Source organism: Candidatus Polarisedimenticolaceae bacterium (genome assembly GCA_036275915.1).
Classification (GTDB): Bacteria; Acidobacteriota; Polarisedimenticolia; order Polarisedimenticolales; family DASRJG01; genus DASRJG01.
Window position 1 is genome coordinate 171885 of record DASUCV010000018.1, and the last position, 24760, is coordinate 196644.

The following is a 24760-nucleotide window of genomic DNA, read 5'->3' on the forward strand; positions in this document are numbered from 1 at the left end:
GTGAACTGTTAACTGTTAGCTTTCGCGAAGAACATCTTTCCGGCCGCCGTCTGGATCGCGCTCGTCACGACGACGTCGAGCGTCTCGCCGATGCGCCGCTGCGCTTGCTCCACGACGACCATCGTGCCGTCCTCGAGGTAGGCGACCCCCTGGCCCGCTTCCTTGCCTTCCTTGACGACCGTCACGCGGAGCGGCTCGCCGGGGAGGACGACCGGGCGAAGCGCGAGGGCGAGGGCGTTCACGTTCAGGACGGTGAGACCGCGGATCGCGGCGACCTTCCCGAGGTTGTAGTCGGTCGTCACGAGCACGGCACCGCGCCGTGCGGCGACGTCGACGAGCTTCGCGTCGACCTCGGCCTCGTGCGGCGCGTCGTCGTCGACGACGGTGAGCGGAGCCTTCGCCTTGAGGGTCTCGACGATCGTCAGGCCGCGCCGTCCGCGCTGGCGGCGCGCCGCGTCCGGCGCGTCCGCGAGGCGCTGCAGCTCGGCGAGGACGAAGCCCGGGAGGAGAAGCTCGTGCTCGAGGAAGCCGGCGGCGGCGACCTCGGCGATCCGGCCGTCGATGAGCGCCGAGCTGTCGAGAAGCGCCGGCACGCGTGACGGGCTGTCCGGCGCCGGCGACCGGAGCCGCTCGGCCACGAGGACGAACGCCGCGGCGGCGGCGAGGGCGCCGGCGAGCGGCCAGGCGACGAGGCCGAAGGCCGCGGCGAGGAGAAGAAGCCCGAGCGCGCCCTCCGCGACGCGCAGGGCTACGCGTCCCGCCATTCGGGGTTCACGAAGCTCGTGAACTCGCGAATGAAGTGGAGGTCGACGGTCCCGGTCGGCCCGTTGCGCTGCTTGCCGATGATGAGCTCCGCCTTCCCCTTGAGCTCCGTGTCTTCCTTCTTGTAGACCTCCTCGCGGAAGAGGAAGAGGACGACGTCGGCGTCCTGCTCGATCGCGCCGGACTCGCGGAGGTCGGAGAGCTGCGGCCGCTTCTCGCCGGTCGATCGCTGCTCCGGCGCGCGCGAGAGCTGCGAGAGCGCGACGACCGGGACCTGGAGCTCCTTCGCCATTTCCTTGAGCGACCGCGAGATGTCCGAGATCTCCTGCTGGCGGCTGTCGTAGCGGCCGCGGCCCTGCATGAGCTGGAGGTAGTCGACGATGACGAGGTCGAGGCCCCGCTCGAGCTTGAGCCGGCGGGTCTTGGCGCGCATCTCCGAGATCGTCACGCCGGGCGTGTCGTCGATGAACATCGGCGTGTCCGAGAGCTCCGCGAAGACCTTGATGATGCGCTGCCAGTCGTCCTTGCTGATCCGGCCGGTGCGCAGGCGGTGCGCGTCGACGCGGGCCTCCGCGCACAGCATGCGCGAGAAGAGCTGCTGGTGGGACATCTCGAGCGAGAAGATGCCGACGGTGCGGCCGTGGCGCATCGCCGCGTGCGCCGCGACGTTGAGGGCGAGCGTCGTCTTGCCCATCGAGGGGCGGGCGGCGAGCACGATGAGATCTCCGGCCTGAAGGCCCGCGGTCCACTCGTCGAGCTGGAGGAAGCCGCTCGGGATCCCCGTGATCGGCTCGCGCCGGTGGGTCAGATCCTCGATGAGCCGGATGCTGCGCTCGCCGACGATCTTCATGGAGAGGAAGCCGGTCCGCAGCCGCTCCTGCGAGACCTCGAAGATCGCCTTCTCGGCCTCGTCCAGGACCTCGTCGGCCGAGCCGGCCGGACGCATCGCGGCCCCGAGGATCCGCTGGGCGCCGCGGATGAGATCGCGGCGGATCGATTTGTCCTTGACGATCTTCGCGTAGTGCTCGACGTTCGTGGAGCGGGCGCTTCCGTCGATGAGCGCCGCGAGATAGGCGACGCCACCGCACGTCTCGAGCGCGCCCTCGCGCTCGAGCGCATCCCTGAGCGTCACCAGGTCGAATGCCGTCCCCACCGAGGCGAGATCCTCGAGGGCGCGGAAGATCGTCCGGTGACGCTCGGCGTAGAACGCCTCGTGCGTCAGGATCTCCTGGACCTTGTGGATCTGCCGGTTGTCGAGCAGCACGGCGCCGAGGACGGAGCGCTCGGCGTCCTCGGAATGGGGAAGGGTGTCGGAGACGACGTCCTGCAGCATGCGCGGCCCGTGAAAGCCGAGAGGGTACCACGCGGATGGTAAGCTCTTCGCCGTGCCGACGCGTTTCCTGATCCGATCGCTCGCCGTCCTCGTCCTCGCGACTGCGGCGGTCGCCGCTTCCCCTCAGGGGAAGGTCGTGATCCTGGGGTTCGACGGCGCCGACGCGCGGCTCGTCGAGCAGTGGATGGGGGAGGGCAAGCTCCCGAATCTCGCGAAGCTCAAGGACGAGGGAACCTACACGGCGCTCCAGCCGACGAATCCGCCGCAGACGCCGGTCTCCTGGTCGTCGTTCGCCACGGGGACGAGCCCGGGCAAGACGCGCATCTTCGATTTTCTCATGCGGAACCCGGCCGACTATCTTCCCGATTTCGCGATGAACTCGGAATCGAAGCGCGCGTTCCTCTTCGGCGAGAGGAACGCTCTCGTCGTCGGCCTCCTTGCGGGCGCCGCCCTCGGGCTCGTCGCCTTCGGCATCCTCCTCCTCTTCCGCGTGCGCTGGGGAACGCGCCTCGCGAGCGCCGTCGCCGCGGGGCTCGTGCTCGGGATTCCGGCCGGCTTCGTGACGCGCCAGTTCATCCCCGTCGAGGTGCCCGACGCGATCAACCACCGGCACGGCGAGACGATGTGGGAGCTCGCGTCGAAGGCCGGCCGCCGCGTCCAGGTCATCCGCGTCCCGGCGACGTTCCCGGCGGAGAACGTCGGCGACGGGCACATGCTGTCGGGTCTCGGCGTCCCCGACATGCGCGGGCGCGTGGGGACGCCGACTTTCTACACCTCGGATCCGACGTTCGAGCCGGGAGGCGGCACCGGCAACGAGTTCAGCCTCGAGCTGGTCCGTCTCGCCGAGCACCGCGGGACCATCGAGACCCGCGTCCTCGGCCCTCTCAACAAGCCGTTCTACGACTACGTCGTCGACAGGAAGACGGCGGGGATTGCCGACAGGCGCGCGCAGGCGGAGGCGAAGCGCAAGATCCGTCAGGAGCTCGACGACGCCGACGTCCCGCGTCGTCTGGATGTCCCGATGAAGCTCACGGTGACCGACGACGCCCTGACGGTCGCGCTCTCCGGGCAGACGCAGACGCTCAAGGTCGGCGAATGGAGCGACTGGTTCGTCATCGACTTCCCGGTGAACTGGCTCGTCGATCGCGCGGCGCCGCTCAAGGGGATGGGCCGCTTCAAGCTCCTCAAGCTGAGCCCGAACGTCGAGCTGTACCTGTCGCCGGTGAACTTCCACCCCGATTGTCATCCGGTGGCGTTCTCGTGGCCTCCGTCCTACTCGACGGCTCTCCGCAAGCGCTTCGGCCTCTTCAAGACGATCGGATGGCCGGAGGACACGTGGTCGCTTCCCTCCGGCGTCGGCGACGAGAACCTCTTCCTCGAGGACATGAACTTCACCCTCGCGAAGGACGAGGAGATCATGAAGGGCCTCCTCGGGGACGGGAAGGACGACCTCTACATCCACATCTTCTACTTCACCGACCGGATCGGGCATCTCTTCTGGCGATTCCTCGACCCCGGCCATCCGGCATACGACCCGGCCAAGGCCGCGCGCTACGCGCCCGAGGTGTTGAAGGCGTACCAGAGGATGGACGCGATCGTCGGCGAAGCGCGCGCGCTCGCCGGTCCCGACGCAACGTTTATCGTCTGCTCCGATCACGGGTTCTCGTCGTTCCGGCGCGGGGTCAACATCAACACGTGGCTCGTCCGGAACGGGTTCATGACGCTCAAGGGTCAGACGAGCGACGTCGCGACGCTCGAGAAGCTCTTCGACACGCGCGATCTCTTCCAGAACGTCGACTGGACGCGGACGAAGGCGTACGCCCTCGGTCTCGGGAGCATCTACGTCAACCTCGTCGGCCGCGAGAAGGGCGGCGTCGTCATGCCCGGGGCCGAATACGAGCAGGTGCGGCGCGGGATCAAGGAAGGGCTCGAGGGGCTCGTCGATCCCGAGACCGGCGACCATCCGGTCGCGAAGGTCTGGACGCGCGAGGAGATGTACTCGGAGTTCGAGCCGGACCTGATCCCCGATCTCCGCGCCGGCAACTCCTTGAACTACCGCGTGTCGTGGCAGACGAGCCTCGGCGGCGTGCCGCCGAACGTCCTCGAGCCGAACACGAAGGCGTGGTCGGGCGATCACTGCTCGAACGATCCGAGCCTGGTCCGCGGAATTCTCTTCTGCAACAAGAAGCTCACGCGGCCGAACCCCGCCATGATCGATCTCGCGCCGACGGTCATGAAATCGCTCGGCCTACCCGTGCCCGCCGCGATGGACGGCAAGCCGCTTTTCTGATGAAGCGCGAGGCGCTCGCCGCCACGCTCGTCCTCGCCACGGTCGTCCTCGCCGACGACGCGGCGACCCGCCGTCGTTTGTCGCTCGAGCAGGAGACGGTGCGACTCTCGAAGGAGATGGAGGCGCTCGCGGCGAAGGAGCGCGGCGTCCTCGGGGACGTCACGCGCCTCGACGCGCGGCTCGCGGTCGAGCGGCTGAAGCTCGAGGAGGCTTCCGCCAGCCTCGCGGCGGCGGAGCAGCGCCTCGCGCACGGCGAGAGCGTCGCCGCGGGACTCGAGGCGGACGTCCGGGCGTCGGCGCCGCTCGCGGCGTCACGCCTGCGTGCGATCTACGAGCGCGGACCGACGGCCGTGCTCGCGCAATTCGTGCTGCCCGCCGACGCCGCGACCGGTTTGGACGGCCTCCGTTATGCGTCGTACCTCGCACGGCGCGATGGTCGGCAGATCGCCGCGTGGCGCGCCAGCGCGCAGCGGCTCACGGACGAGCAGGCAGCGCTCGCCGCCGAGCGCGCGCGTCTGACGACGCAGCGCGACGACGCGGCGCGTCAGAAGGCGGAGCTCGAAGCGACACGGACTTCGCGCGAGACCCTTCTCGACCGGATCCGCGACGATCGCGAGCAGCACGAGCGCGCGATCGGCGAGCTCGACGCCGCGGCGGCGAACCTCGGAAGCCTCGTCGGCTCGATCGACGAGGCGCCGGCGGCGCCCCTCGACGTGCGCAAGTTCCGTGGACTCCTCCCGTGGCCCGCGGACGGACGAGTCTCGTCCGGATTCGGGAACGTCGTCCACCCGCGCTTCAAGACCGAGGTCCCGCACCCCGGTCTCGACATCGACGCCCCGGAAGGAGCGCCGTTCCACGCGGTGTTCGACGGACGGGTCGCCTTCGCCGCACCGCTCCACGGCTACGGTCTGACCGTCGTCGTCGATCACGGGAACGGCGTCGCGAGCGTCTACGCGCATGCCGGGGTGCTCCTCGTCCAGGCCGGGGACGCGGTGACGAAGGGTGAGGACCTCGGCCGGGTGGGGGATTCGGGCTCGCTTCGAGGTCCATATTTGTATTTCGAGATGCGCGCCTCCGGAAAGCCCGAAGATCCTTCCGAATGGCTACGCAAACGCTGACGAAACATCGTCCGCGGCGCCGCCTGACGGTTGCCGGGCGGAGCGGGTCCGTGTACGTTTCTCAGGTCGCCGCAAACGTACGATCTCGAGGTGAACATGCGTCGTAGCCGGGTCGTCCTTCTGGTCTGCTCGCTGTCGGTCGTTCTCTTCCTCCTCGCGAGCGGGGCCGCCCTCAAGGCCGGCGTCGGCGAAGGCACCTTCAAGCAGATGCTCACGTTCTCGGAGGTCCTCTCCTACGCGATCGACAACTATGTCGACCCGGTCGACACCGAGAAGCTGATGCACGGCGCGTACGAGGGGCTGATGGGCGGCCTCGACGCCCACAGCGCCTACCTGACCGCCGACGAAGTCACCGAGTGGAACAAGACGCCGGCGGCCGCCGACCACGCCGATCCCGGCATGACCGTCCTCAAAACCGGGCCGGTCCTGCAGGTCGTGGCGGTCGCGCCGGGCTCGCCCGCCGACACCGCGAAGATCGCCGTCGGCGATCAGCTCCGCAAGATCGACGGCCATTCGATCCGGCAGCTCTCTCTCGACCAGGCGCTCCGTCTCCTCCGCGGCGCCCCCGGATCGACGGTCGAGGTCGAGCTGCTCCGCACGAAGGACTTCACGCGCGAGATGCTCAAGCTCGATCGCGCGCTCCGCTCCGACCCGCCGTACGTCCTCGAGATCAACGACAAGATCGCCGTGCTCAAAGTGCGCGACCTCGATCGAATCCCGAACGACGGCCTGCTCTCCGACATCGCCGGCCTGAAGGAAAAGGGTGTCGACCGCATCCTCGTCGATCTCCGCGACGTCGCCTCGACCGACACGCGCCGCGCGGCGACCGTCGCCGATCTCTTCGTCGCCGGCGACGTCCTGCGCCTCAAGGACCGGAGCGGCCGCGCCATCGAGACGCTCGCGGCGAAGGGCAAGCCCGCGTGGTCGGGCCGCGTCGCCGTCCTCGTCAACGGCGCGACCGCCGGAGCGGGTGAAGGGCTCGCGGTGATCCTCCAGGAGCGCCGGAAGGCGCCGGTTTACGGCGAGGGCACGTTCGGGCTCGGCACCGAGCCGAAGCTGATCGCGCTCCCCGAGGGCGGCGGTCTCCTCGTCCCCGGCTACGTGTGGGAGACGATGGTCGGCAAGCGCTGGAACGCCGACGGTGTCACCCCGGACAAGGTCGTGAAGTCCGACTCGCGAAGCGACGGGGACGACGAGCAGCTCAGGAACACGCTCGAGGATTTCGGCAAGCCGGAGTCGCCGGAGGCGGCGCCCAAGGCGGCGTGAGCGCGCTCGACGACCTCATCCTCTGGAACGAGACCAAAGCGGCGGGTCCGGCGCGGGAGCGCGTCGAGGACGCGCTCCGTCCGTCCGCGGTCGCCGCGGCGGTGGCTCGCGCCGCCGGATCGCCGGAAGAGCGTGCGGAAGCCCGGCTCGCGGTCCATCACTATCTGAAAGGTCCCCTCGAGGAGAGACTGCGCGCGGCCCGGCCGCACCCGGGTGTCGACGCGGCTCTCGCGGCTGAGGAAGACCCGGTGCTCCGCCGCGCGATCGCCTTCGAGCACGCCTCGCGGCTCGGGCGGCTCGAAGGGCTCGTGAGCGAGCGTGACGCGGCCCGGGACGAGGCGGCGCGCCTTGCGGGAGCCGAGGACGCCCGCACGCTCGTTCTGGCCCTCCGCGATCCCGAGGCGGTCGCCGGCGCGGATGAGGCCGAGCGCGGTTTCGTCGCGCCGACCGACGCAGCGGTCGAGGAGGCCGTTCACGCGTGGGCGCTCCGCGAGGGTCTCGACGAGGTCACGGCGGCCGACGCACCGCGGATGGCGTTCCTCGCCGATCGATCGCGCCGCGCTCCCGACGTTCCCGCCGGTCCCTTCGTCCGCCGCGTCGCGGACGATCTCAAGCTTCGTGGCGCCGTTGCCGGCGGGGGCTCCGGGCCGACGGCGATCGCACTGGCGCTCGACGCGCTCGGCCGCTCGCTCCACGCGACGTTCCTGCGGGAAGCGCGCGGTCCACGCGCGGTCGCACTCGCCGATCCCGCCTTCGAGGTCGCCGCGGGATCGCTCTTCCGTGGGCTCTTGGCGACCGCCGCGGGGCTGCGCGCGGCTGGGCTGCCCGACGATCCGGCGGTCCTTCAGGCGCTGCGCGTCGAGAAGCTCGTCGAGACCCGCCGGGCCTGGGGAGAGCTGCGCTCCGCGGCCCGGCCGGCCGAACGCCGGGTCCTGGGCCGGCGCACCGGGGGGCGGCCGCTCAGTCCCGAGGAGGCGGAGACCGCCGACCTCGACTTGGGCCCGGGCGACGCCTCTCTCACCGGAAGGATGTTCGCGGCGCTTCTCGAGGAGCGCCTGAGGACCCGCTTCGGGAATGGCTGGTTCGCACGATCCGAGGCGGGAACCTATCTTCGCGATCTATGGGCGGCCGAGGTCGAAGCGACCCCGCGCCGCATGGCGGAGGCTTTGGCTCTCGGTACAATGGATTCGGCGCCCCTCATCGAGTCGTGCTCGCCGACGAAAGGACGTCCCTCGTGACCTTCTGGACCGCGATGCTGCTGACGGGGAGCTTGGCCGGGAACGCCGTCGCCGCCGAGACGGCCACACCTCCGAGCGCACCGACGATTCGTCCCGACGACAAGTCGGCCGAGACGCTGAAGCGCGGCGACGCCTACGCGCACCTCATCGCCGCGGGGCTCGCCGTCTCGCGCGGGCGGAGCGGCGAGGCTGCGCACGAGGTCGACCAGGCGGTCCAGCTCGAGCCGAACTCCGCCGAGCTCCACGCCGAGGGAGCGACGCTCCTCGCGATGCTCGGCCGCCGGGCCGACGCCGAACGGCTCGCGCGGCACGCGCTCACCCTCGACTCCGGCCAGATCGAGGCGATCCGGGTCCTCGCCGATCTCGCGGCTTCGCGATCGTTCGGCCCCAAGGCCGACCCCGCCGCGCGCGCGGAAGCGATCCGCCTCTTCGAGCAGCTCTCCGTCATCGATACGAAAGCACCGGACGACATCTGGTCGGCCCTGGCGCGCCTCAAGCTCGCCGCCGGCGACAACGCGGGCGCCGTCGATGCCGCGCAGAAGCTCGTCACGCGACGGCCAGGAGACGCCGACGCCCTGCGCCTCCTCGTCCAGTCGCTCGTCGCCGCGCACCGCACGAAGGAAGGGCTCGACACGGCGCTCGGCTGGCTCAAGGCCCATCCCGACGACGACGATCTCATGCCGCTCGTCGTCGAGATGGCGCGCGAGACGGGGGAGTGGGCGGTCATCGAATCGATGTGCGACCAGCTCCTTGCGAACGACCCCGACAACGTGCGAGCCCGAGCGCTCCGCGGCGAGGCCAAGCTCCGCCAGGGTCGGCCGAAGGACGCGCTCGACGATCTCGAGCTGGCGCGCGCTTCGACGCCGCGCGACCCGATGGTCCGCCTCCACGTCGCCGCCGCGTACCAGGCGCTCCACCGGCTTGCCGATGCGACGCAGATCGCGGAGAGCCTCTCCTCGGAATTCCCGGACAACACGTTCGTCCGTCTGCTCCTCGCCGAGGTGCTCGCGCGCCGGGGCGAGGTCGATGACGCACGCGAGGAGTACGTCGCCGCGCTCCGGGGAAGCGCGGGCGACGAGGCCGACGACGCCGAGCGGCGCGACGACATCCGCCTGCGGATCGCGGCGATCGACCTGTCGGGCGAGCACCCCTCGGTCGACGACGCGCGCCAGGTGCTGGCCAAGCTCGAGAAGCCGGACGACTCGGATGCGCTGACGATGCGCGCGCGCGCGGCGCTCGCCGCAAGCGACGTCAAGGAGGCCCGCCGCCTCGCCAAGCTCTTGGCACCGGCGGAGCCGGTCGGCGCCGCACTCCTCGAGGGCGAGGCCGAGCTGAGTCCGGAAAAGGTCGGCCGCGCGCAAGAGAAGTTCGACTTCGCGGTCACGAAGGGCGGGCCGCAAGTGCGCGGCGACGTGGCCTCGATCTATCGCCGTCACGGGCACGACAACGAGGCGGAGAAGCAGCTCCGCGCCTGGGTCACGGCGATGCCGGAGGATGCGGAAGGGCGCCTCGCGCTGGGCGCGCTCCTCGAGCGGACGGACCGCTTCCCCGCGGGCGAAATCGAGCTGCGGCAGGCGATGAAGCTCGACCCGAAATCCGGCGAGGCGTTCAACTACCTCGGCTACAGCCTGGCGGACCGCGGCGAGCGGCTCGAGGAGGCGCTCGACCTCGTGCGCAAGGCTCTCGCGATCGACCCGTGGAACGGCGCCTATCTCGATTCGCTCGGCTGGGTCTACTTCAAGATGGACCGCCTGGACGACGCGCGTGAGCCTCTCGATCGCGCCGTCCGCGAGTTCCCGAGGGACCCGACGGTGCTCGAGCACCTGGGCGATTACTACGAGAAGACGGGCGACGCCGCGCGTGCGAAAGGCTACTGGAAGCGCGCCCTGGCCGCGGGCCCCGAGACTCCGCAGGCGAAGGACGCGCTCGAGAAGAAGATCGGCGCCGCGCCTTCGGTCCCCGCCGCCGCCCCCGCGGCGAACCAGACCGCCGCTTCGCGTCCGTGAGGGCGCTCGCCGCGGCGCTGGCGCTCGCGGCGGCGGTCTCCTGTGCAGGCCGTCACCCCGCGGCCTCGATGCCGCCGGGGACTGGTCCGTTGGTCGGTCTCTACCGCGCGAGCATCGCTGACCCGGAGGGGCGCGTCCGGAAGCTCAAGCTCCTGCTCTGGGCACAAGCCCCCGACCGGATCCACGCGGAGCTTCTCGGGCCCGTCGGCGGCGTGCGTCTGACGGTCGACGCCGGTCCTGGCGCGGCGGCGGTCATCGACCACGAGTCGGCAATCGCGTACGCCGGCGTGCCGTCGCCCGACGACGTCCGCCGGCTCGTAGGCGTTCCGCTCGCCGTGCCCGCCCTCGTCGAGGCGCTCCTCTCGGGGACGAAGCCCGACGGCCTGCGGGTCGAGCGTGTGGGGGCGCCCGGACTTCCCGAGCGCTTCACGGTCGCAGGCGGGGGAGGCACGCTCACGCTCGAGCTCGTGCACCTGACGCGCGGAAGCGACGCGGCGGCCGCGCTCGGCACCGGTGCCCCGCCCCCCGCGATGACGGTCCGGCCGCTCGAGGAGTGGGAGGCGGCCGAACGATGATCCGGGTCTCCTGTCCGGGAAAGATCAACCTCGCCCTCAAGGTCCTCGGCCGCCGCGAGGACGGTTTCCACGAGATCGTCACGGTCTTCCAGGCGATCGATCTCGCCGACCGGCTCATTGTCGGCGACGCGGAAGCGCTCACGCTCGAGACCGCCGACACGTCCATCCCCAGGGACGGCACCAACCTCGTGCTGCGCGCCGCCGCCCTTCTCCGCGAGCGCGTTCCGGCCGCCGCCGGGCGCGGCGCCGCCTTCCATCTCGAGAAGCGTCTTCCGGTGGGGGGCGGGCTCGGCGGGGGAAGCTCCGACGCGGCGGGCGCGCTCGTCGCGCTCGATCGCCTCTGGCAGCTCGGGCTCTCCGAGGACGCCCTCCGCGGCCTCGCCGCCGAGCTCGGCTCGGATGTCCCGTTCTTCCTTGCCGGTGGGACCGCGCTCGGGACGGGGCGCGGCGAGATCGTCGAGCGATTGCCCTCGATCCCGGCAAGGGACGTCGTGCTCGGCGTCCCGCGGGGCGGGCTCCTCACGTCCGAGGTCTACCGGGCGCTGGGGCGAGCGTTGACACCCACGCCGCGTGATGTTACGGTGACGCGGTTTTTCGTTAAGTTGGCGGAACGAAACGACTTCGCGCTCGCGACGAACGACCTCGAAGAGGCCGCGTTCGTGATGCGGGGCGATCTCGTCGCGTTCCGGGATGCGCTGCGTGCGTCCGGAGCGGAACTCGCGCTCCTGAGCGGCAGCGGGTCGTCGGTGTTCGGGGTCTTCCGGGCGGAGAAGGACGCAGCGTCGATCGCTCTTGCGCTGCGACGGGAGTTTCCAGACTGGGCGGTGCACCGGTGCCGCACGGTCGCGTCGGGTGTTCGGGTCGAGACGGCGGATGAAGAACGAGATCAAGGTCTTCTCGGGCAACGGTAACCCCGCACTCGCGCGAGCGATCTGCGACTACCTGCGCCTGCCGCTCGGTGATTGGAAGCTCTCGCGCTTCTCCGACGGCGAGGTCTACTGTCAGGTCCTGGAGAACGTCCGTGGGACCGACGTCTTCGTGATCCAGCCGACCTGCCATCCCGTCAACGAGAACATCATGGAGCTCCTGATCGCGGTCGACGCGATGAAGCGCTCGTCGGCGGCGCGCATCACCGCCGTGATCCCGTACTACGGCTACGCGCGCCAGGACCGGAAGGACAAGCCGCGCGTGCCGATCTCGGCGAAGGTCGTGGCCGATCTCCTCACCGCGGCGGGCGTCGACCGGCTCCTCACGATGGATCTCCACGCTCCCGCGATCCAGGGGTTCTTCGACCTGCCGGTCGACCACCTCTTCGCGGCGCCGGTGCTCCTCGACTGGGTCGACCGCCGGCGCTTCCGGAACCTGACGGTCGTCTCGCCCGACGCCGGCGGCGTCGAGCGCGCGCGTGCGTTCGCGAAGAAGCTCGGCGCGGGCCTCGTCATCATCGACAAGCGCCGCGTCGAGGCGAACGTGGCCGAGACGATGAACGTCATCGGTGAGGTCGAGGGGCGCGATTGCGTCATCGTCGACGACATCGTCGACACGGCGGGAACGCTCGTCGGCACCGTCGACGCCCTCGTGGACAAGGGGGCGACGCGCGTCCTCGCCTGCTTCTCCCACGCCGTCCTCTCGGGGCCCGCGATGGAGCGGATCGAGCGCTCGCCGCTCGAGCACGTCGTCGTCACCGACTCGATCGCGCTGCCGGATCACAAGGCGCAGCATCCCAAGATCACCGTCCTCTCCGTCGCGAGCCTGCTCGGAGAGGCCATCGCTCGAATTCACAGCAACTCCTCGGTGAGCTCGCTGTTCGTCTAAGGAAGGCAGAATGAACAAGAACATCGTCGTCGAAGTCCAGGAGCGCGAGGGTCGCGGGAAGAACGCGAGCGGGCGTCTCCGCCGCGAGGGGGGCGTGCCGGGCGTGCTGTACGGCCTGGGCCGGCCGCCGCACCACGTCGCCGTTGCCTCGCGCAAGATCGAGGACGTCCTCCGCAGCGAGACCGGGCGCAACACGATCTTCACGCTGGCACTCGCCGGCCAGGACCGCTCGCGGGCGGTCATGATCAAGGACCTGCAGCGCCACCCGGTCACCGAGCGTCTCGTCCACGTCGACTTCGTGCGCGTCGACCTCGACAAGGCCGTGCGCGTCAAGGTCCCGATCCGTCTCGTCGGAATCGCCGAGGGCGTGAAGACCGAAGGAGGCATCCTCGAGTTCGTCCACCGCACGATCGAGGTCGAATGCCTCCCCGCCGACATCCCCGAGCACCTGGACGTCGACGTCTCGGGCCTCCACCTCAATCAGAACCTCTCCGTCAGCAACATCCCGTTCCCGGAGAAGGTGAAGGTCCTGGACGATCCGGAGACGATCGTCTGCGTCGTCGCGATGCCGAAGGAAGAGGCGGCACCCGTCGCCGAGGAAGCCGCCGACGCCGCCGCCGAGCCCGAGGTCATCAAGAAGGGCAAGGAAGCCGCGCCCGAGGACGCCGACAAGAAGGGCGGGGCCGACGCGAAGAAGGCTCCCGAGGCGAAGAAGCCCGAGGCGAAGAAGGCTTGAGGCTCGTCCTCGGCCTGGGGAACGACGGGCCCGAGTACCGCTGGACCCGCCACAACGCGGGCTTCATGGTCGTCGACGAGATCGCGGCGCGCTGCGGCGCCACGCTGGAGGCCCGCGGCGATCTGGGCCGCCTGACCTACGCCGCGAAGACGGAGTGGGCGGGCGAGCCGGTGGTCCTCGCGCAACCGCGCACGCTCATGAACCGCTCGGGCCAGGCGGCTGCGGCGCTCGTCCGCAAGCACGCGCTCGAGCTGACCGACCTGATCGTCGTGTACGACGACGCCGATCTCGCGTTCGGGCGCGTGCGCGTGCGCCCGGAAGGGGGTGCCGGCGGCCACAACGGGATCCGCTCGCTCATGGACACGTTCGGCACGGGGGCGTTCGCGCGCGTCAAGTTGGGCGTTCTGGGCGAGGGGCGGCACTCCCGTGACCTCGCCGACTACGTTCTCGACCGGTTCCTCCCGGACGAGAAGCCGGTCGTGCTCCGGATGGTGACGCTCGCCGCGGATGCAGTCGAGTCGGTGCTGAGGCAGGGGGTCCTGGCGGCCCAGGCGGCGTTCAACGGGGCGACCGCCTGAGGGATGTGCTAAGGTCTCGCCTTTGCGCACGATGTTCGAGCCGCATGGAGCGGCTCGGCACCCCTCGCCTCCGGCGCGTCCGGCGGCGATACGCCATGAGGAGGTGCACGTGGTCCGGACGTACGAGACCGTCTTCATCACCGTTCCCACACTCACCGACGAGGAAGATCGAGGCGTCGTCGACGCGCTCGCGACGGTCGTATCGGACGGTGGCGGAGTCTTCACCGCCAACGACCGGATGGGGAGGCGCCGTCTCGCCTATCCGATCAAGAAGTTCGAGGACGGCGTCTACACGCGCTTCCTCTTCGACTCGGAGCCCGTCGTCCCGAAGGAGCTCGACCGCAGGCTCCGCATCAACGACAAGGTCATCCGTCACATGACGGTCCTCCTCGAGCCCGACTGGGCGGTCGCGGCGAAGGAGCAGGCGGTCCGCGACGCGCAGGCGCGCGCCGACGCCGAGGCCGCTCGCGCGGCCGGCGTCCTCATCGAGGCGACGGAAGCGCCCGCGCCGCGCGGCCGCGGCGAGCGCGACGAAGACGACGGCGAATTCGACGAGAGGGATTGACGATGGGCTACGCACGAGAGAACGGCGGAGGCGGACCTCGCGGTGGCGGAGGCGGCGGCAGGCCGGGCGGCGGTCCCCGCGCGGGCGGACGGCGCCGCTTCTTGTTCCGCCGGCGGAAGTACTGCAAGTTCTGCGAGGACAAGGCGAAGTGGATCGACTACAAGGACCTCCGGACGCTCCAGAACTACATCCCGGAGCGCGCCAAGGTCCTGCCGCGCCGGATCTCGGGGACCTGCGCGACGCACCAGCGCCAGCTCATGCAGGCGATCAAGCGCGCGCGCAACCTCGCGCTCATCCCGTTCACGTCCGACTAGGCGGAGGCAGCCGTGAAGATCGTCCTCAGGCAAGACGTCGACAATCTCGGCGACCGCGGGCAGGTCATGACCGTCAAGCCGGGCTACGCACGAAACTTCCTGTTCCCGAAGGGCCTCGCACTCGAGGCGACGCCGGGGAACATGCGGCAGATCGAGCTGCAGAAGAAGGTCTGGGCGGTGCGCGAGGCCCACGAGGCCGACGACGCCCGCAAGCTCGCGGCGCACATCGCGGGGATCACGCTCACGGTGAAGAAGAAGGTCGGCGAGGGCGGCGCGCTCTACGGCTCGGTCACCGGGCAAGAGATCGCGGACCTCATGGCGGCGCGAGGCGTCTCGATCGATCGCCGGAAGATCCAGCCCCACGATCCGATCAAGACCTTGGGCGTGCACACCGTCGGCATCAAGGTCCATCGCCAGGTCACGGCGCAGGTCACGGTGCAGGTCGAGGCCGAGGCGGCCGAGTAGATGGCCGAGGCCGAGGTCTCGAACGGCCGGACGGCGCTCGCGATCGCGCTCGGGTGGCTGGTTCCGGGAGCCGGCCACGCGTTTCTCGGCCGGATGCGGCGCGGCATCTTCTTTTTCGTCCTCATCGGCGCATCGTTCACGCTCGGGCTCGCCCACGACGGACGCCTCGCCCTCTACAGCCCGGGCGATTCGTTCCTCACTGGGCTGCAGGTCGTCGCGAACGTCGGCGTCGGGCCGGCGGATGCCGCGGCGCGGCTCGCGGTCTACGGGGAGCCGGCCTACGAGCTTCCCGACCAGAACGATCCGGACTATCCGCGCCGCGCGAACATCTTCCGCGACCGGCAGCGCTCGGCGGTCTCGGCGTACGGTACGGCGTACCTCTGGACCGCGGGCCTCATGAACCTACTTCTCCTCCTCGACGTGTGGGACATCGCGAAACGGCGGAAGGACTGACCGTGAGGAGCCACTTCGGCCACCTCCTCGTCTACTCGGGCATCGTCGCGGCGTTCTTCGCGGTGCTCACGCGCCGCGACCGTACCGACCAGATCAAGTTCCTCGCGTGGTCCTGGCTCGCGATGACCGGTGGCGTCCTCCTGCTCGCCTATCTGATGTTGCCGTTCCCGAGGTGATCGGCCGGCGGCTCACGCTGTGGGGGCCGCTCGTCCTGGTCCTCGCGGTGAGTTTCACCCTCTCCTCGATGTCGCGGGTCCCCGGGGCGGAATACTTCTGGGACAAGCTGCTCCACGTCATCGAGTACTCCGGGATCGGCCTGTTCGCGTTGCGCGCGTTCCATGGCGCCCTGACGCGGCCGCGTCTCCGCCCGACGCTCGCGGCGAGCGCCTTCGTGATCCTCTGGGGTGCCTCCGACGAGTTCCATCAATCGTTCGTCCCCGGCCGCGACGCGTCGCTCCTGGACCTGTGCGCGGACGTCGTCGGGGCCGGCGTGGCCGTCCTCTTGACCTTCGTTCTCGCGTGGATCCGGGAGCCTCGCGGGGCGGGATAGAATCCCGGCTTTCCGGAGGGATCGATGGAGCGTCGGTACGCGATGGTGCCGGGCGACGGCATCGGGATCGACGTCACGCGCGAGGCGGTGCGCGTGCTCGAGGCGGCGGCGAAGGCGTTCGGCTTCGGCCTGGCGCTCGAATCGTTCGACTACGGTGCCGAGCGCTACCTGAGAACGGGGGAGACCCTCCCCGAAGGAGCGCTCGAGACGTGGGAAGGGTTCGACGCCATCTTCATGGGGGCGTTCGGCGACCCGCGCGTGCCCGACATGCGGCACGCCGCCGACATCCTCCTCGGCACGCGGTTCCGGATGGACCTCTACGCGAACCTCCGGCCGGTGCGATGCCTCGCCGAGCGCCTGTGCCCGCTCCGGAGCTACCGCGCGGACGACGTCGACTTCGTCGTCTTCCGCGAAAACACCGAAGGCGCCTACGCCGGCGTCGGCGGCATCTTCAAGAAGGGCACGCCCGACGAGATCGGCATCCAGGAGGACGTGAACACCCGGAAGGGGGTCGAGCGGATCATCCGCGCCGCGTTCGAGCACGCGAAGGCGACCGGCAAGACCAAGGTCACGATGTCGGACAAGTCCAACGCGCTCCGGCACGCCCACGACATCTGGCAGCGCGTCTTCGCGTCGGTCGCGAAGGAGTACCCGGGGATCAAGACGAATCATCTCTACGTCGACGCGCTCACGATGCAGATGATCAAGGACCCTTCGCAGTTCGAGGTCATCGTGACCTGCAACATGTTCGGCGACATCGTCACCGATCTCGGCGCCGCGCTGCAGGGCGGCCTCGGGATGGCGGCGTCGGGCAACCTCCACCCCGGCAAGACCTCGATGTTCGAGCCGGTGCACGGCAGCGCCCCGAAGTACGCGGGGACCGATACGGCGAACCCGTTCGGCGCGATCCTGACCGCGGCGATGATGCTCGAGCACACCGGTCTCGCCGACGCCGCGAAGGGGATCGAATCCGCGGTCGTCGCGTGCCTGGACGCGCACGAGTGCACGGCGGACGTCGGCGGGAGCGCGGGGACGCGCGCCGCGACGGACGCAGTTCTCAGGAGGATCCTCGCGTGACCAAGATCCGCTACGAGCCCAAGGACGGGATCGCCTGGATCACGCTCGTCGATCCGCCGGCGAACACCTACAGCTACGCGATGATGCGCGACCTCGACCACGCGATCCTCGAGGCGCGCATGGACCCCGCGGTCCACGTGCTCGTCCTGACGGGCGAAGGGGACAAGTTCTTCTGCGCCGGCGCCGACATCAAGATGCTCACGGAGGCCGACCCGACGTTCAAGTACTACTTCTGCCTCCATGCCAACGAAACGCTGATTCGCCTGGAGCAGACGCCGAAGGTCGTCATCGCGGCCTTGAACGGCCACTGCGTGGGCGGGGGCCTCGAGATCGCCCTCGCGTGCGATCTCCGCGTCGCGCGAGCCGGCGGCGGCAAGATCGGCCTTCCCGAGATCAACCTCGGCGTCCTCCCGGGAACGGGTGGCACGCAGCGTCTCGCACGGACGCTCGGTCGCGCCAAGGCGTTCGAGCTCATGGCGACGGGACGGACGTTCGCGGTGGAGGAGGCGCTCGCGCTCGGCCTCGTGAACGAGGTCCTGCCCGGAGCCGACTTCGGCGCCGAGGTCGCCGCCTACGCCGCGAAGTTCCTGCCGCCGGCGCGCGCCTCGAAAGCGGCGGGCCTCATCAAGCGCGCCGTCGTCTCCGGCCTCGAGGCGGGATTCGCGGAAGGGCTCGCGATCGAGCGCGAGCTGCAGCAGCGCCTCTTCGAGTCCGACGACGCCCGTGAAGGGCTGGCGGCCTACGTCGAGAGGCGCCCGCCGAAGTTCAAGGGGCGCTAGCGATGCCGCGGCGCGTCCTTCCCGCCGACCTGAGCCGCGTCAAGACCTACCCTCTCGCCGAGCGCGCGAGCAAGGTGCGCGTCGACGAGTTCGGCCGCGCCGTCAACGCATCGTCGTCGCTCGGCGATTTCCTCGACGGCCTCCCCGACGTGCTCGCGGCGAAGGTCTTGCGTGAGCTGGCGGCGGCGGTCGTGCAGGCGCGCGCCGAGGAGAGGCCCGTCGCCGTCGCGCTCGGGGCGCACGTCGTCAAGGTCGGCCTCGCCCCCGTTCTCATCGCGCTCATGGAGGAGAAGATCGTCACCTCGCTTGCGATGACCGGCGCGGGCGCAATCCACGACTGGGAGATCGCGGCGATCGGCGCGACGTCGGAGGACGTCGGCCGCGGCCTGCACGCGGGACGCTTCGGCATGGCCGAGGAGACCGGGCGTGCCTTGAACGACGCGGCGCGTGAGGCGGCGGCGTCGGGCTCCGGATTCGGCGAGACGCTCGGCCGGCGCATCGTCGCGGAGAAGCTCCCGCACCGCGCCAAGAGCCTCCTCGCGCGCGCCTTCGAGCTCGAGGTCCCCGTCACCGTGCACGTCGCGATCGGAAGCGACATCGTCCATCAGCACCCCAGCGCCGACGGCGGCGCGATTGGGGCCGCCACGTTCACCGACTTCCGGAAGCTCGTCACGCTCGTCGGCGAGCTCGCGGGCGGCGTCTGGATCAATCTCGGCTCCGCAGTCCAGCTCCCCGAGGTCTTCTTGAAGGCGCTCTCGATCGCCGAGAACCTCGGCCATGACGTGCGCGGTTTCGCGACCGCGAACCTCGACATGATCCGGCACTACCGCACCGACGAGAACGTCCTGCGCCGTCCGACGCTCGGGAAGGGAACGAGCTTCGCGCTGACCGGCCACCACGAGATCAACGTCCCGCTCCTCGCCGCCGCGATCGGCCTGGAGCGCGCGCGGCGCGAGTCGGGCCACTGATGGAGATCCTCGTCGTCCAGACGGCGTTCCTGGGCGACATCGTGCTGACGACTCCGCTCCTCCGCGAGATCAAGCGCGCGAACCCCGGTTCCCGTACCACCGTCGCGACGACGCCGCTCGGCGCCGCGCTCCTCGCGGGCCATCCCGCCGTGGACGCGCTCCACGTCCTCGACAAGCGCGGGGCGACGAAGGGGCCGCTCGGCATGCTCACGGCCGTTCGGGAATTGCGAGGTAAGAGATTCGACGTGTCGATCGCGGCGCAGCGCTCGAGCCGCACGGGACTCATCGTCCGATTTGCGGGAGGCCTTAAGCGTGTCGGGTTCGGCGGCGCGGCAGGGCAGTGGGCGTACACGGACCGTGTGAAGTGGGACGGCGCCGTCCACGCGGTTCACCGCTATCTCGCCCTCGCCGGGCCGCTCGGCGGCCGTCCTGACGCGGACCCGCAGCCGATGCTCGCCGTCCATGAGGCGGCGCGGTCTCGTATTCACAAGCTGCTCGGCGACGGTGACGACCTTCTCGCGATTTCACCCGGCTCGATCTGGGGCACGAAGCGTTGGACGCCCGAAGGCTTCGCTGCGGTCGCGCGCTCAGCGAAAGACATGGGGCTACGGCCGGTGCTCGTTGGCTCGCCCGACGAAGCGGACTTGTGCCGTTCGATCGCCGATCTCGCCGGCGGCGTCCCTGTCCTTGCGGGCACGACCAACATTCCCGATCTCGTCGCGCTGCTCGCGCGATCGAAGGCGCTCGTCGTCAACGACAGCGGGCCCGGCCACGTCGCGTCCGCGGTCGGAACGCCGGTCGTCGCGATCTTCGGCCCGACGGTGCCCGCGTTCGGCTACACGCCGTTCGGTCCGCGGAACATGATCGTCGAAAACCCGGGACTCGAATGCCGACCGTGTGACCGTCACGGGCCGCAAGTGTGCCCGCTCCGCCACCACCGCTGCATGACCGAGATCCCGCCGGCCCGCGTCGTCGACGCGCTCGCTCAGATCGTGCGGCCGGGGTAAGCCGCGAGCGCCTTCGCGAAGATCGCGAGCGCGCGCTCGAGCTTCGGCACGTCGAGGACGTAGGCGATGCGCGCCTCGTCCTTGCCGAGACCCGGTGTCGCGTAGAAGCCGTCGGCGGGGGCGATGACGACCGTCTCGCCGTCGACGTCGAAGTCGCGGACGAGGAACTCGGCGAAACCGTTCGCGTCGTCGACGGGGAGGCGCCCGCAAAGGTAGAAGGCGCCCTCGGGCTTGCGCACGACGACGCCCGGCATCGCCGCAAGCGCGCCGTAGACGGTGTCGCGGCGCTTCTCGTAACGCGCGACGACGTCCTCGACGTAGCTGTGCGGGACTTCGGTGAGCGCGGTGCAGGCGTACTGGCCGAGCGTCGGCGGGCAGAGGCGCGCCTGTCCGAAGCGCAGGATCGCGTCCATGAACTCACGGTTCTTCGACACGATGTTGCCGAGCCGCGCGCCGCACAGCGAATAGCGCTTCGAGACCGAGTCGACGACGATGACCTGATCGGCGAGCCCCGGGAGCGTCAGCGCGGAGTGGTGCGTCGCACCGTCGTAGACGAACTCGCGGTAGACCTCGTCGGCGACGAGGTAGAGCCCGCGGTCGCGGCAGATCGACGCGAGCATCGCCATCTCGGCGTCGGTGTAAACCGTGCCGGTGGGGTTGTTCGGCGAGCAGAGGAGGAGCGCGCGCGTCTTCGGCCCGATCTTCGCCTCGATCGCGGCGCGGGAGGGCAAGTGGTAGCCGTCCTCGGCGCGCGTCGTGACCGGCACCGGTTCCACGCCCACCATCGTCGCGAAGCCGTTGTAATTCGTGTAGAACGGCTCGAAGACGAGGACCTGGTCGCCCGGATCGCAGATCGCGCCCAAGGTGAAGAGGATCGCTTCGCTGCCCGCGGTGGTGACGAAGATGTCCTCGGTGGCGAGCGTGAGACCGACCCCGCGGTAATAGGTGCGCAGCGCCTCGATGAACTCGGGAAGCCCTTGCGATGGGCCGTAGGGGATGAGCGCGGCGTCGTAGGTCTTGAGGCGATCGAGGATCGGCCGCGGCGTCTCGATGTCGGGCTGGCCGATGTTCAGGGAGTAGATCGTCTTTCCGGCCTTCCGCGCCGCTGCGACGAGCGGGGCGAGGCGCCGGATCGGGCTCGCGGGCATCGCCTGCGCCCTTGCGGAGAGGTTCGTGCGCGTCGTCATCCCGGCTAGTGTACCAGCGCGAATGTTAGACTCCCGCCCTGTGTTCAAGCGTGTTTTGATCGCGAATCGCGGGGAGATCGCTGCGCGGATCGTGCGCACCTGCCGGCGTCTCGGCGTCGAGGCGGTCGTCGCCCACTCCGAGGCCGATACGGGGGCGCCGTGGCTCGCGGACGCCGCCGCGGCCGTCTGCATCGGGCCCGCCCCGGCACGGCAGTCCTACCTCGACGCCGATTCCGTTCTCCAGGCCGCCGAGCAGACCGGCTGCCAGGCGATCCACCCGGGGTACGGCTTCCTCTCGGAGAACGCGGTGTTCGCGGCGCGCTGCGCGCAGCACGGCTTCGCCTTCGTGGGGCCGAGTGCGACGGCGATCCGCCGCATGGGCGACAAGATCGAGGCCAAGAGGACGATGGCCGCGGCCGGCGTCCCGACGATCCCCGGCTCGAACGGTGCCGTCGCCGGACTCGAGGAGGCGGAGCAGGCCGCAGCCAAGGCCGGTTATCCGGTCCTCCTCAAGGCGGCGGCGGGAGGTGGCGGGAAGGGGATGCGCCGCTGCGACCGCGCCGCCGATCTGGCGTCGGCGTTCGCCGAGGCGTCGCGAGAGGCCGAGGCGGCGTTCGGCGACGCGCGGCTCTACCTGGAGAAGCTCGTCGAGGGCGGACGCCACGTCGAGTTCCAGGTGCTGGGTGATGCGTACGGACACGCGATTCATCTCGGCGAGCGCGAGTGCTCGATCCAGCGGCATCACCAGAAGCTCGTCGAGGAATCGCCGTCGCCGGCGCTCACGCCGGGCGAGCGCGATGCGCTCGGCCACCGCGCGGCCGCCGCGGCGGCGTCGTTCGGCTACCGGAACGCGGGCACGCTCGAGTTCCTGCGCGCGCCCGACGGTGCCCTCTACTTCATGGAGATGAACACGCGCCTGCAGGTCGAGCATCCCGTGACCGAGATGGTGACCGGACTCGATCTCGTCGAGCAGCAGCTGATGATCGCCGCCGGACGCCCGCTCGCGCTGAGGCAGGACGACGTCACCGCGTCGGGTCACGCGATCGAGTTGCGCATCAACGCCGAGGATCCGGACGCGGGCTTCCGCCCCGACCCGGGGCTGTGCACGGCGCTCGCGGTGCCGGAGCGCGTCGGCCATGGGAGCGTGCGATGGGACGGGGGGATCGCCGCGGGCTGGCGCGTGCCGGCGAACTACGACTCGCTCGTCGGCAAGCTCATCGTCCACGCCGGAACGCGTGCCGCCGCGATCGCCGCGGGCAAGGAAGCGCTCCGCGGCCTCCGCATCGAAGGGATCAAGACGACGATCCCGTTCCACCTGCGCCTGCTCGACGATCCGGACTTCGTCCGCGGCGCGTACGACGTCCTCTGGCTCGAGCGGGCGGGAGTCTAGGAGCATGGCGAAGGTCGTCTTGGGCCCGATCGGAACGTCGCGCGAGCGCGCGCTCGGCGACGACGCGTGGCGCGCGCAGCTCGCGCACGCGAGGGCCCTCAACGCCGCGCTCGAGGCCAAGCGCGAAGAGGTCCGCCGCGGGTGGGGCGCCTCGTACGAGGAGAGGGTCAAGAAGAAGGGGAAGCTCACCACGTGGGAGCGCGTGGAGCGTCTGCGTGACCGCGGGACCGACGTCCTGCCGTTCGGCACGCTCGTCAACTACGGGCGCACCTTCGGCGAGGACGCGAAGACCTCGCCGGGCGCGGGCGTCGTCACGGCGTTCGTCCAGGTCGAAGGCCGCTGGGTCGTCGCGATCGCGAACGACAACACCGTCGCGTCGGGGTCGTGGTGGCCGCAGACGCCGGAGAAGATCCAGCGCGCTCAGGAGGTCGCCCTTCGCCTCCGGCTCCCGGTCGTCTACCTCGTCGATTGCTCGGGGCTCTTCCTTCCGGAGCAGGCGCAGACCTTCCCCGGCCGTACCGGCGCCGGCGCGATCTTCCGGATGAACGCTCTTCTCTCGTCGGAGGGCGTGCCGCAGATCGCGGGGGTTCACGGCGACTGCATCGCGGGCGGCGGCTACATGCCCATCATCTCCGACGTCGTCTACATGACCGAGCAGGCGTACATGGTCATCGCGGGCGCCGCGCTCGTGAAGGGGGCGAAGGCTCAGCACATCACGTCGCTCACGATCGGCGGTCCCGACGTGCACGTCCACCTCTCACGCTGCGCCGACCATCGCGTCCCCGACGACGCGACCCTGATCGACTGCGTCAGAGCCGAGATCGCGAAGCTCCCGTCGCCGGCGTGCGCGTACTACCGGTACGGCGCCGACCCGGCGCCGCCGCGCTTCGCGCCGGAGGAGCTCGACGGGTTCTTCCCCGCCGATCACCGGCACAGCTACGCGATCCGCGAGGTGCTGGCGCGCCTCGTCGACCACTCGCTGTTCGGGGAGTTCCTGCCCGACGTCGGTCGCGAGATGGTCTGCGGCGTCGCGCGGGTCGAGGGGCTCTACGCCGGGTTCGTCGCGAACAACCTCGAGCTGACCGATCACGAGGTCCACCGCGGGCGCAAGCGACCCGGCGGGATCCTCTACCGTGACGGGATCGCGAAGATCGCGCAGTTCTCGCGGGCGTGCAACGACGACGGGATCCCGGTCTTCTGGCTCCAGGACGTCTCCGGGTTCGACATCGGCCCGGAGGCCGAGCGTGAAGGGCTCCTGGGCTTCGGCTCGTCGCTCATCTACACGAACTCGACGAACGACGTGCCGATGTTCAGCGTCCTCCTCCGCAAGGCGTCCGGCGCGGGCTACTACGCGATGGACGGACTTCCGTACGGGCCGGTCCTCCAGCTCGCGACCCCGCTCACGCGCCTCGCCGTCATGGAGGGACGCACGCTCGCGATCGGCGCGTACAACGCCCGTCTCGACGACGAGTTCCGCATCGTCGCCAAGGACGAGGCCGAGGCCGAGGAGATCCGGCGCGGGATGGCCGCGGTCGAGGAGCGCATCGGACGCGACATGGACCCGGTCCTCGCGGCGAGCAACCGCGACGTCGACGAGATCGTCCGCCCCGCGGAGATGCGACGATGGATCGGGGCGCTCACGACGATGGCGTACCAGGCGACGGGGTATCGCCGGATCAAGAACCCCCGGATCTGGTCGCTCCACGATCTCGAGGCCATCACGTGAGCCGGACGCTCGCGCTCCGTAAAGAAGCGGGAGAGAAGGGCCGTGTCGTGCTCCGCTCGCCGCTCGTCGGGATCTGGTCGGATCAGCCGGAAGCGGGAACGATGGTCGGCCCCGGCTCTCCGGCCGGCACGCTTCGACGTCTCGCGGACCGTGTGGCGCTCGTCGTCCCCGACGGCGTGACCGGCACGGTGGAGACCGTGGAGGTGCGGGAGCTGCAGGCGGCGATCGGGTTCGGCGATGTGCTCTTCGCCGTCCACGAGACCGTGGGAGCCGGATCCGCGAAGAAGAGTGACGCCGTCCGCCGCGACGGTCGCGCGGTCGTCGCGCCGACCGACGGCGTCTACTACCGCTCGCCGTCGCCCGGCGCCAAGGGCTACGTCGCCGTCGGCGACCGTGTCGTCGCCGGCCAGGCGGTCGGCCTCATCGAGGTCATGAAGACGTTCAGCCCGATCGTCTACGGCGGCGCCTCGCTGCCGGAGCGGGGGAAGGTCGTCGCCCTCCTCGCCCAAGACGGCGAGGAGGTTCGCGCGGGCCAGCCTCTGGTCGAGGTCGAGTAGCGGCG

At 70.2% G+C, this 24760-nt stretch carries 26 protein-coding genes; 23 read left to right on the forward strand and 3 right to left on the reverse strand.

Features of this window, described 5'->3' with window-relative positions; genetic code table 11:
- Window positions 1–8: 8 nt before the first annotated feature.
- Both VFV19_14335 and dnaB read right to left on the reverse strand, forming a co-directional pair.
- The gene (locus VFV19_14335) at window positions 9–764 is read right to left on the reverse strand and encodes a PIN domain-containing protein (protein HEX4825477.1); all 756 of its coding nucleotides are present in this window, start codon (window positions 762–764) and stop codon (window positions 9–11) included.
- Window positions 749–2095, reverse strand: a complete 1347-nt coding sequence (gene dnaB, locus VFV19_14340; protein ID HEX4825478.1) for a replicative DNA helicase — start codon at window positions 2093–2095, stop codon at window positions 749–751. The genes VFV19_14335 and dnaB overlap by 16 nt, the downstream gene beginning before the upstream one ends.
- Before the next feature lie 52 nt (window positions 2096–2147).
- Here dnaB and VFV19_14345 point away from each other — a divergent pair, with 52 nt between their 5' ends.
- The 20 genes from VFV19_14345 (at window position 2148) to waaF (ending at window position 19895) form a co-directional block, all read left to right on the forward strand.
- Window positions 2148–4385, forward strand: a complete 2238-nt coding sequence (locus VFV19_14345) for an alkaline phosphatase family protein (GenBank protein ID HEX4825479.1) — start codon at window positions 2148–2150, stop codon at window positions 4383–4385.
- The gene (locus VFV19_14350) at window positions 4385–5503 is read left to right on the forward strand and encodes a peptidoglycan DD-metalloendopeptidase family protein (protein ID HEX4825480.1); all 1119 of its coding nucleotides are present in this window, start codon (window positions 4385–4387) and stop codon (window positions 5501–5503) included. Before VFV19_14345 ends, VFV19_14350 begins: the two co-directional genes overlap by 1 nt.
- 96 nt (window positions 5504–5599) lie before the next feature.
- Entirely contained in the window at window positions 5600–6769 is a 1170-nt protein-coding gene (locus tag VFV19_14355) for a S41 family peptidase (GenBank protein ID HEX4825481.1), read from the forward strand.
- Entirely contained in the window at window positions 6766–8007 is a 1242-nt protein-coding gene (locus tag VFV19_14360; protein ID HEX4825482.1) for a hypothetical protein, read from the forward strand. Before VFV19_14355 ends, VFV19_14360 begins: the two co-directional genes overlap by 4 nt.
- Window positions 8004–10013: a tetratricopeptide repeat protein gene (locus tag VFV19_14365; GenBank protein ID HEX4825483.1), complete on the forward strand. Its 2010-nt coding sequence runs from the start codon at window positions 8004–8006 to the stop codon at window positions 10011–10013. Before VFV19_14360 ends, VFV19_14365 begins: the two co-directional genes overlap by 4 nt.
- The gene (locus VFV19_14370) at window positions 10010–10588 is read left to right on the forward strand and encodes a hypothetical protein (protein HEX4825484.1); all 579 of its coding nucleotides are present in this window, start codon (window positions 10010–10012) and stop codon (window positions 10586–10588) included. Before VFV19_14365 ends, VFV19_14370 begins: the two co-directional genes overlap by 4 nt.
- On the forward strand, window positions 10585–11499 hold the full coding sequence (locus tag VFV19_14375) for a 4-(cytidine 5'-diphospho)-2-C-methyl-D-erythritol kinase (GenBank protein ID HEX4825485.1): 915 nt from the start codon (window positions 10585–10587) through the stop codon (window positions 11497–11499). Before VFV19_14370 ends, VFV19_14375 begins: the two co-directional genes overlap by 4 nt.
- On the forward strand, window positions 11462–12403 hold the full coding sequence (locus tag VFV19_14380; GenBank protein ID HEX4825486.1) for a ribose-phosphate pyrophosphokinase: 942 nt from the start codon (window positions 11462–11464) through the stop codon (window positions 12401–12403). The genes VFV19_14375 and VFV19_14380 overlap by 38 nt, the downstream gene beginning before the upstream one ends.
- A gap of 10 nt (window positions 12404–12413) precedes the next feature.
- A complete protein-coding gene (locus VFV19_14385; protein HEX4825487.1) occupies window positions 12414–13139 on the forward strand; it encodes a 50S ribosomal protein L25 in 726 nt (241 codons plus the stop codon).
- The gene (gene pth, locus VFV19_14390; protein HEX4825488.1) at window positions 13136–13717 is read left to right on the forward strand and encodes an aminoacyl-tRNA hydrolase; all 582 of its coding nucleotides are present in this window, start codon (window positions 13136–13138) and stop codon (window positions 13715–13717) included. Before VFV19_14385 ends, pth begins: the two co-directional genes overlap by 4 nt.
- A gap of 109 nt (window positions 13718–13826) precedes the next feature.
- The gene (gene rpsF / locus VFV19_14395) at window positions 13827–14282 is read left to right on the forward strand and encodes a 30S ribosomal protein S6 (protein ID HEX4825489.1); all 456 of its coding nucleotides are present in this window, start codon (window positions 13827–13829) and stop codon (window positions 14280–14282) included.
- 101 nt (window positions 14283–14383) lie between these two features.
- The gene (gene rpsR, locus VFV19_14400; protein HEX4825490.1) at window positions 14384–14596 is read left to right on the forward strand and encodes a 30S ribosomal protein S18; all 213 of its coding nucleotides are present in this window, start codon (window positions 14384–14386) and stop codon (window positions 14594–14596) included.
- 12 nt (window positions 14597–14608) lie between these two features.
- Window positions 14609–15061: a 50S ribosomal protein L9 gene (rplI, locus tag VFV19_14405; protein ID HEX4825491.1), complete on the forward strand. Its 453-nt coding sequence runs from the start codon at window positions 14609–14611 to the stop codon at window positions 15059–15061.
- The gene (locus VFV19_14410; protein ID HEX4825492.1) at window positions 15062–15514 is read left to right on the forward strand and encodes a DUF6677 family protein; all 453 of its coding nucleotides are present in this window, start codon (window positions 15062–15064) and stop codon (window positions 15512–15514) included. It begins immediately after the preceding gene.
- Window positions 15515–15516: 2 nt separating this feature from the next.
- Entirely contained in the window at window positions 15517–15690 is a 174-nt protein-coding gene (locus VFV19_14415) for a hypothetical protein (protein HEX4825493.1), read from the forward strand.
- Window positions 15687–16064 carry a VanZ family protein gene (locus VFV19_14420; GenBank protein ID HEX4825494.1) on the forward strand — a complete coding sequence of 126 codons (378 nt, stop codon included), beginning with the start codon at window positions 15687–15689 and terminating at the stop codon, window positions 16062–16064. The genes VFV19_14415 and VFV19_14420 overlap by 4 nt, the downstream gene beginning before the upstream one ends.
- Before the next feature lie 24 nt (window positions 16065–16088).
- Window positions 16089–17141, forward strand: a complete 1053-nt coding sequence (locus tag VFV19_14425; GenBank protein HEX4825495.1) for a 3-isopropylmalate dehydrogenase — start codon at window positions 16089–16091, stop codon at window positions 17139–17141.
- Complete coding sequence (locus VFV19_14430; protein HEX4825496.1) at window positions 17138–17920, forward strand: enoyl-CoA hydratase/isomerase family protein; 783 nt, start codon at window positions 17138–17140, stop codon at window positions 17918–17920. The genes VFV19_14425 and VFV19_14430 overlap by 4 nt, the downstream gene beginning before the upstream one ends.
- Window positions 17921–17922: 2 nt before the next feature.
- Window positions 17923–18888 (forward strand): hypothetical protein, encoded by a 966-nt coding sequence (locus VFV19_14435; protein ID HEX4825497.1) that lies wholly within the window; start codon window positions 17923–17925, stop codon window positions 18886–18888.
- The gene (gene waaF, locus VFV19_14440; protein HEX4825498.1) at window positions 18888–19895 is read left to right on the forward strand and encodes a lipopolysaccharide heptosyltransferase II; all 1008 of its coding nucleotides are present in this window, start codon (window positions 18888–18890) and stop codon (window positions 19893–19895) included. Before VFV19_14435 ends, waaF begins: the two co-directional genes overlap by 1 nt.
- On the opposite strand, the gene VFV19_14445 is transcribed toward waaF, so the two are convergent.
- The gene (locus tag VFV19_14445; protein HEX4825499.1) at window positions 19874–21082 is read right to left on the reverse strand and encodes a pyridoxal phosphate-dependent aminotransferase; all 1209 of its coding nucleotides are present in this window, start codon (window positions 21080–21082) and stop codon (window positions 19874–19876) included. The genes waaF and VFV19_14445 overlap by 22 nt on opposite strands.
- Before the next feature lie 40 nt (window positions 21083–21122).
- Between VFV19_14445 and VFV19_14450 the strand changes: the two genes are divergently transcribed.
- The 3 genes from VFV19_14450 to VFV19_14460 are packed head-to-tail and all read left to right on the forward strand — an operon-like array spanning window position 21123 to window position 24755.
- Window positions 21123–22472 (forward strand): acetyl-CoA carboxylase biotin carboxylase subunit, encoded by a 1350-nt coding sequence (locus tag VFV19_14450; GenBank protein ID HEX4825500.1) that lies wholly within the window; start codon window positions 21123–21125, stop codon window positions 22470–22472.
- Window positions 22473–22476: 4 nt separating this feature from the next.
- Window positions 22477–24198, forward strand: coding sequence for a carboxyl transferase domain-containing protein (locus VFV19_14455; GenBank protein ID HEX4825501.1), 1722 nt, complete (start codon window positions 22477–22479; stop codon window positions 24196–24198).
- A complete protein-coding gene (locus VFV19_14460) occupies window positions 24195–24755 on the forward strand; it encodes a biotin/lipoyl-containing protein (GenBank protein HEX4825502.1) in 561 nt (186 codons plus the stop codon). The genes VFV19_14455 and VFV19_14460 overlap by 4 nt, the downstream gene beginning before the upstream one ends.
- The last annotated feature ends 5 nt before the right edge of the window (window positions 24756–24760 follow it).

Excerpts from the sequence above, each read along its gene's own strand:
- VFV19_14335 (HEX4825477.1), bottom strand. The coding sequence starts at position 764 with ATGGCGGGACGCGTAGCCCTGCGCGTCGCGGAGGGCGCGCTCGGGCTT.
- dnaB (HEX4825478.1), bottom strand. The coding sequence starts at position 2,095 with ATGCTGCAGGACGTCGTCTCCGACACCCTTCCCCATTCCGAGGACGCC.
- VFV19_14350 (HEX4825480.1), top strand. The coding sequence starts at position 4,385 with ATGAAGCGCGAGGCGCTCGCCGCCACGCTCGTCCTCGCCACGGTCGTC.
- VFV19_14355 (HEX4825481.1), top strand. The coding sequence starts at position 5,600 with ATGCGTCGTAGCCGGGTCGTCCTTCTGGTCTGCTCGCTGTCGGTCGTT.
- VFV19_14375 (HEX4825485.1), top strand. The coding sequence starts at position 10,585 with ATGATCCGGGTCTCCTGTCCGGGAAAGATCAACCTCGCCCTCAAGGTC.
- VFV19_14380 (HEX4825486.1), top strand. The coding sequence starts at position 11,462 with ATGAAGAACGAGATCAAGGTCTTCTCGGGCAACGGTAACCCCGCACTC.
- VFV19_14385 (HEX4825487.1), top strand. The coding sequence starts at position 12,414 with ATGAACAAGAACATCGTCGTCGAAGTCCAGGAGCGCGAGGGTCGCGGG.
- VFV19_14410 (HEX4825492.1), top strand. The coding sequence starts at position 15,062 with ATGGCCGAGGCCGAGGTCTCGAACGGCCGGACGGCGCTCGCGATCGCG.
- VFV19_14425 (HEX4825495.1), top strand. The coding sequence starts at position 16,089 with ATGGAGCGTCGGTACGCGATGGTGCCGGGCGACGGCATCGGGATCGAC.
- VFV19_14435 (HEX4825497.1), top strand. The coding sequence starts at position 17,923 with ATGCCGCGGCGCGTCCTTCCCGCCGACCTGAGCCGCGTCAAGACCTAC.
- waaF (HEX4825498.1), top strand. The coding sequence starts at position 18,888 with ATGGAGATCCTCGTCGTCCAGACGGCGTTCCTGGGCGACATCGTGCTG.
- VFV19_14445 (HEX4825499.1), bottom strand. The coding sequence starts at position 21,082 with ATGACGACGCGCACGAACCTCTCCGCAAGGGCGCAGGCGATGCCCGCG.
- VFV19_14455 (HEX4825501.1), top strand. The coding sequence starts at position 22,477 with ATGGCGAAGGTCGTCTTGGGCCCGATCGGAACGTCGCGCGAGCGCGCG.